This window comes from Pseudomonas sp. 05N434, from assembly GCF_056396965.1.
The window spans coordinates 1-3236 of sequence record NZ_JBFTMK010000569.1 but is presented as its reverse complement, the minus strand read 5'-3'; the positions used below and the strand labels follow the sequence as shown (position 1 = coordinate 3236).

General features: G+C 56.8%; 6 protein-coding genes and 1 pseudogene. 6 read left to right on the top strand and 1 reads right to left on the bottom strand.

From position 1 onward, the window contains the following. Nucleotides 1–59: 59 nt before the first annotated feature. The 6 genes and pseudogenes from AC1DLB_RS25975 to AC1DLB_RS25950 all read left to right on the top strand — a co-directional run bounded on the left by AC1DLB_RS25975 (nt 60) and on the right by AC1DLB_RS25950 (nt 2941). Nucleotides 60–476: a DUF5681 domain-containing protein gene (locus tag AC1DLB_RS25975; protein ID WP_477779342.1), complete on the top strand. Its 417-nt coding sequence runs from the start codon at nt 60–62 to the stop codon at nt 474–476. Further along, on the top strand, nt 473–904 hold the full coding sequence (locus tag AC1DLB_RS25970) for a hypothetical protein (protein ID WP_477785909.1): 432 nt from the start codon (nt 473–475) through the stop codon (nt 902–904). Before AC1DLB_RS25975 ends, AC1DLB_RS25970 begins: the two co-directional genes overlap by 4 nt. After that, nucleotides 891–1112, top strand: coding sequence for a hypothetical protein (locus tag AC1DLB_RS25965; protein WP_477779340.1), 222 nt, complete (start codon nt 891–893; stop codon nt 1110–1112). Before AC1DLB_RS25970 ends, AC1DLB_RS25965 begins: the two co-directional genes overlap by 14 nt. Then, complete coding sequence (locus AC1DLB_RS25960; RefSeq protein WP_477785908.1) at nt 1109–1942, top strand: hypothetical protein; 834 nt, start codon at nt 1109–1111, stop codon at nt 1940–1942. Before AC1DLB_RS25965 ends, AC1DLB_RS25960 begins: the two co-directional genes overlap by 4 nt. A 52-nt stretch (nt 1943–1994) precedes the next feature. Then, nucleotides 1995–2357 carry a hypothetical protein gene (locus tag AC1DLB_RS25955; RefSeq protein ID WP_477779338.1) on the top strand — a complete coding sequence of 121 codons (363 nt, stop codon included), beginning with the start codon at nt 1995–1997 and terminating at the stop codon, nt 2355–2357. 3 nt (nt 2358–2360) lie between these two features. Then, nucleotides 2361–2941, top strand: a pseudogene (locus tag AC1DLB_RS25950) (tail assembly protein). A 6-nt stretch (nt 2942–2947) separates the two neighbouring features. On the opposite strand, the gene AC1DLB_RS25945 reads toward AC1DLB_RS25950, so the two are convergent. Next, the coding region (locus tag AC1DLB_RS25945) for a hypothetical protein (protein ID WP_477785907.1) at nt 2948–3236 on the bottom strand (289 nt) is incomplete at its 5' end.

The following is a 3236-nucleotide window of genomic DNA, read 5'->3' as shown; positions in this document are numbered from 1 at the left end:
GCCCTACTCATCGCACTTGCGGAAAATAAACCGGTCATTGTCATGGAATCGCCCGCCGCATGACTGAGCGCGACAAGAGCGGGAAATGGAAGCCCGGGCAGTCAGGCAACCCGGGTGGACGCTCCGGACAAACACAGGAGCTTCGCGCTCGACTTGCCGAGGGTGCTGAAGCAGTTACCAAGAAGGTGCTCGCTGCTGCCAAGAAAGGCGATATGCAGGCCTGCCGATTGATCCTTGAGCGCCTTGTCCCGCCAATCAAACCGACCTCCGAGCCGGTGCAATTCGAACTCGACGACACGGACCTGCCGAGCGCGGCCAAATCAATCATGCGTGCTGTTGCCGGCGGACAACTCGCGCCCGACCAAGGCAAGTCGCTCATCGAAGGCTTGGGCGCCGTGGCCCGGGTGATAGAGGTCGCTGAGCTTCAAAAAGCCGTCGAAGAACTTCGCACGCAAATGGAGGGAATGCAGCAATGAGCATCAWGTCATTGAAAGCAGAACTGCAAAGGATTGCTCAGAAGATCGGCGCCGCAGATGAAACGGTGCTGCTGATCGTGCTTGCGGTAATCCGAGCAAACACCAGAGAGATCCAAGCGGAGGAAGACTTTCCGAAAACCGCTGGGCACCAAGTCGACTATCGAATTCAGGGGCAAAACGTATCGCTTTTCTTCCCCTTCGCAGAAATGGATAGCGACCAGGGTGAGCAAATGGCGAAGGCCATCATTCTCCACACCCGGCAAACAGAGCGGGCCGGCCGGACACCTCAAGTCGGCGTACTCAATATGCGCGCTGCGCCCGAGGAAGGGGCTTGGATCGTTACGTGGCCTCCTGAAGGGGTCACGGTTGAGCAGCACGCCGCAGAGCAATACCAGCGAATCGTGGAGGCGCGCGATGAGCATCCGTAACCAAATCGCCCGCCTTAAACAAACCGTCGGCGACTCCCAATTTAGCAACGACGTTCGGCAGATCGGTCAGCTGATGGACGAGTTGAGCGCCGAAGCCGCCAGCAGTGGCGCCGCTACTGGGAAAACGTCTCTCCTCGAAATTTTCAACGCCTCTACGCCCTCCGACTGCCCTACTCCAATCCCAAGCAACCCAAAGGTAACGCAATGAAAATCGGCAAACGCTCAGTTCTCAAGGTCGGCCTGGCCAACCTCCACTATTCCGAATACGAGCACTCCCGTATTGAGGCCCACACCTTCTCTATCCAACGTCCAGACGGGACCAAAGGTGTATGGCAAGCCGGCGGCTTGATGAAGTCCGCACGCCAGCTTCAAACACTGGCGCTGGAGACCTTCAAAGACTTCGGCGAAGAGATCGTCTCGATACGGGAAAACAAGGACTTCAACTCGTCCGCGATCGAGCGCTTGAGCAAAGAAAAGATTGCGGGTGTTTCAGACACCCTACTTCCCGCAATGCAGTCAGTTGCAAAGGATATGCTCACGCTGGCCGAGACCGTCACGCAAGGTTTCTCGCCTGTCGCACCGCGCGCAAGTAGCGACATCGCGGGCTTTCTCRCAGACCAAGAGATGAGAGCCCTTGTGCGAGGCCTCGGTCCGGAAGAACGCCGCAACCTCATGTCCGAAGCGCGCCAAGGTGGTCACCCCGATATCGTTGAAGCAGTGCTAAGAGCAAATCCGATGCTCTCTGGCCTCAACTCTGAAGCAGCGGCGAGCCTTTCCCGAGCAGGCATTGCCGCCTCCCGCGCTGATGACCTTGAGGCTCTTCGCCAAATGCTGGCCGTCTACGACGATGTACTTGCTACCACTTCGCAGGTCGGCGTATCGCTCAGTGGAATGGTTGCGAACTCAACTGGCTACGCAGGTCGATTTGAAAAGTGGCGGTCGGGCTGTGAAGGCTCGGAAGCATTGCGCGCCTGGCTTGAAAAGATCCCGGCTCGAGGAAAGCCAAAGGCTACAGCGGAAGAATCCGAAGCCGCGTAACCGAATCGGAGTGCGGCTGCCACAGTGAAGCCGCCAGCCAGGAGCATATACCTTGACCACCTACAAAGAGCGCTTCGCCGAGACGTGCAAGACAGATGGCTTTGCGTCGCACCCACTCAAACAAGGTCCAGATTCAGGCTACGTGGTTTGGGAAGTCCAGCACGTCCGCGACGGCCAGAAGGTAACGATTGACGGGCCATTCTTCACCGAGGACGAAGCCCGTTTGTCGGCTGATCTTCTGCGCGGCACCTTCCGCGGTGCCAGGGCCTACCAAGGCATCTACGACCGGATCTGGAACTACGACCCGCGACACGAACAGGTGACTGTCGACCAAGCGCGGATGTCGCGCTCGCTACTCGCCATACGACTTGGCGTTGCCCCCCTCAACAACAGCGCCAAAGGCGCCAAGGAGTAAACCATGGCAATGGCCACCAACTACGGCACCAAAACACGAATCCTGCTCAGCGGATCGGCCGGGAAGCTCTTCGGGCGGGAACACCTCTACGAGCTTTCCACCGACGACACCCGGGAGGCTGTCAAGGCTATCGACGTAAACCACCCAGGGTTCGCAAAGTACCTCGCTGACGCGAAACGAAAGGGACTTGAGTTTGCGGTTTTCGGAACCGGAAAAACATCGGCGAGAAGGAGTTGAAGATGGGTGGCGCACAGGAGATCCGGATAGTCCCGGTGATAGCCGGCAGCAAGCGCGCAGGCCTACTTCAAACTGTACTCGGCGTTGTTTTGATTGCTATGAGCTCCATAACGAATGGCGCGACCCTCGCACCAGGTATCGCGCTTGCAGCGGGGGGAGTCATCCAGATGCTGAGCCCTCAGGCTACTGGCCTGAAGCAAAGCGCATCTCCTGAAAACGCACCGTCGTATGCCTTCGGAAGCGCCAAGAACACCACAGCCAGCGGCAATCCCGTCCCCATCTGCATCGGCGAACGCAGATGGGGGGGAATTATTATCTCCGCTTCGATCCATGCTGAGGATCGCTAACAAATCTCAGTTCCCCGCCTGGGTTGATCTCGAATCGAGCTCAGCCTCAGATGGGATGATCTGAGGCATATTTATGACCCTACTGATTTCTTTAACCACTTCAGATAGTGGCTCTACACTACATTTTTTAGACATCCGCATTTTCAAACTAATATGAGGCATTTTAGCTGGAACGACAGACTTCATTTTAAGAACAATCAGAGGAAGAGTGAAATCCTTAGCAGAGACGTAAGTTCTAACAAAACACTTCGCCGGGTCTATCCTCGAGTCGACATAAGCCAAAGCACGGTCAACC